Origin of the sequence: Thauera phenylacetica B4P (assembly GCF_000310225.1) — a bacterium.
In the GTDB taxonomy this organism is placed as follows: domain Bacteria; phylum Pseudomonadota; class Gammaproteobacteria; order Burkholderiales; family Rhodocyclaceae; genus Thauera; species Thauera phenylacetica.
In genome coordinates this window covers 1-2,598 of the sequence record NZ_AMXF01000368.1, presented here as the reverse complement: position 1 = coordinate 2,598, position 2,598 = coordinate 1, and the positions used below count along the sequence as shown (strand labels likewise).

Annotated in this window: 2 protein-coding genes; one reads left to right on the top strand and one right to left on the bottom strand. The window is 75.0% G+C overall.

Translation table 11 applies throughout. The features are described from left to right. Positions 1-598, top strand: a 598-nt coding sequence (locus C667_RS22030; protein WP_211207748.1) for a 3D domain-containing protein, incomplete at its 5' end; no start/stop codon positions are given. A gap of 9 nt (positions 599-607) precedes the next feature. Here the strand turns inward: C667_RS22030 and C667_RS22025 are convergent. Further along, entirely contained in the window at positions 608-2,152 is a 1,545-nt protein-coding gene (locus C667_RS22025) for a bifunctional ADP-dependent NAD(P)H-hydrate dehydratase/NAD(P)H-hydrate epimerase (protein WP_004385336.1), read from the bottom strand. Positions 2,153-2,598: the final 446 nt, after the last annotated feature.

The window sequence follows — 2,598 nt, the reverse complement described above, 5'->3', positions numbered from 1 at the left end:
CCGCCCGGGCGCGCCGTCCGCAACGAGCCCGGCGCCTCGCGTCGATGCGCCCGCGGCCGGGGCAGCCGCAGGCGTGCCGGCGCCGGTCGTGGCGGTCGAGCCAGAAGCGCTGGCGGTCGAGGAGGTGATGCGCTTCCCGCAGCCCAGCCCGGCGACGGTGGCGGCGATCGAGGACGATCCGAGCTACATCTTCTTCCGCGCCCTCGCGGATGCGCCGGAGGGGCCGGTCGGCGCCCTGGGGGTGCCACTCACCGCCGGACGCTCGGTGGCGGTGGATCCACGCACGATGCCGCTGGGTTTCCCGGTCTTTGTCGCCACCACGCTTCCGCGCGGGGATAGACCGCTCAACCGGCTGGTGCTCGCGCAGGATACCGGCGGAGCGATCCGCGGCGCGGTGCGGGCGGACTATTTCTGGGGCCTGGGCAGCCGCGCCTTCGCTCAGGCGGCACGCATGAAGGAGCGCGGCCGCCTTTGGCTGCTGCTCCCGCGCGGGATGCCGGTGGCGGCGCGCGACCGGGTCGTGCGTACGCGCGGCGCGGCGGTCTTGCCGGAATGCCTCGTGGAGGAGGAGGGCGTGTGCGTGGAGGACGTCGACTGATCGCCGGCCTCAGCGGATCGCCCCCGGGCGCATCGGCGTGGCCGCTCCCAGCGCGGCGTTCTGCGCCTCGATCAGCCAGCCGTTGAAGACGCCGCGAGCGGCGTCGATGGTCTCGCTCGCCGTAAGCCCCACCGGGCCGATGCCCTCGCGCGCGAGCCGGCTGGCCGCCGCGCCGTGCAGGTGGACCCCCGCGATCAAGGCGGATTCGGGCGGCCAGCCCTGGGCGAGCAGGGCGGTCACGAGGCCGCTCAGCACGTCGCCCATGCCTGCGCTCGCCATCCCGGAGTGACCGCTGCCGTTGATGAACCAGCGCTCGTCGGGCGTGGCGACGATGCTGCCGCAGCCCTTGAGCACGATCAGGGCGCGGTAGCGGCGGGCGAGCTCGAGCGCGGCACGCAGGCGGTCGGCCTGCACGCTTGCGGTGTCGGTGCCGAGCAGGCGGGCCGCCTCGGCGGGGTGGGGGGTGAGCACGGTGGCGGTGCCGCGGGCGCACAGCGCCTGGCGCAGCGTGGCATCGCCGGCGACGAGGTTGAGCGCGTCGGCGTCGAGCAGGAGCGGGATCGGGCGCGCCAGCGCGTTGGCGAGCGCGGCGGCAGAAGCGTGCTCGGTGCCCAGGCCGGGCCCGATCGCGAGCGCGCTGAGGCGTTCGGGCAGGGTGTCGGCACGACGCAGCATGAGCTCCGGGTGGGCGAAGTCGACCGCCGGGCCGGCGGGGTCGAGCAGGCCGACATACACCCGTCCGGTGCCGAGCCACAGCGCGGCGCGCCCCGCGAGCAGCGCGGCGCCGACCATGCCGGCGTGGCCGCCGAGGATGGCGGCGTCGCCGTAGAGGCCCTTATGGGTGTTGCGCGGGCGCGGCTGCAGCAGGTGGCGGAACAGCGAGGGGGCGACCGCGTGGCCGTGCGCCGGCAGCCACGCGGCGGCGTCGATGTCGATGCGCTGCACGCTGATCTCGCCGCAGTGGTCGGGGCCGTCGTTGGTGAGCAGGCCGGGCTTGAGGGCGATGAAGGTGGTCGTGTGGGTGGCGCGGAAGGTGGCGCCGAGCGGGCTGCCGGTGTCGGCGTCGAGCCCGCTCGGGACGTCGAGCGCCATGCGCGGGCAGGGCTGGGCGTTGAGGGTCTGGATCCAGGCCGCGTAGCGGCCCTCGATCGGGCGGCCGAGGCCGATGCCGAAGAGGGCGTCGACCACCAGGGCCCAGCCGTTGGTCGGGGCGGCGGGGAGGTCGGAGACGATGCTGCCGCCGGCGGCGAGGTAGTCCGCATGCGCCTTCGCCGCCTCGGCCGGCAGGCGCTCGGCCGCGCTGCAGAAGGCGACCACCACCTCGCGCCCGGCCTGGGCGAGCTGGCGCGCCATCACGAAGCCGTCGCCACCGTTGTTGCCGGGGCCGCAGGCGACCAAAATCGGCCCGGGGCGGTCCATGATCAGCCGCACCGCGTCCTGCGCGGCGGCGCGCCCGGCGCGCTCCATCAGCGGCGGGCGGGCGTTCGGGATGAGCTTGTCCTCGATCTCGCGGATGCCGGCGACGGGGTAGATCGGACGCAGGGGGCTGAACATGGTGAACTCCGGTTTGGGAGTCGGGATTCTACGTCCTCGGGGCCGTGGTGGTTCTGTAGGAGCGGCGGCAGCCGCGAATGGGGCGGTGCGGCGGGTGACGTGGTCGCGGGGGATCGACGCTGCATTCGCGCCTGCCGGCGCTCCTACACAAACCGCCACGCGTCCTCAGCCCCTGTAGGAGCGGCGGCAGCCGCGAATGGGGCGGTGCGGCGGGTGACGGGGTCGCGGGGGATCGACGCCGCCTTCGCGCCTGCCGGCGCTCCTACACAAACCGCCACGCACCCGCAGCGCCTGTAGGAGCGGCGGCAGCCGCGAATGGGGCGGTGCGGCAAGTGACGTGGTCGCGGGGGATCGACGCTGCATTCGCGCCTGCCGGCGCTCCTACACAAACCGCCACGCACCCGCAGCGCCTGTAGGAGCGGCGGCAGCCGCGAATGGGGCGGTGC

Bases quoted from the DNA above. Each gene is read 5' to 3' on its own strand.
- C667_RS22025 (WP_004385336.1), bottom strand. From the start codon at position 2,152: ATGTTCAGCCCCCTGCGTCCGATCTACCCCGTCGCCGGCATCCGCGAG.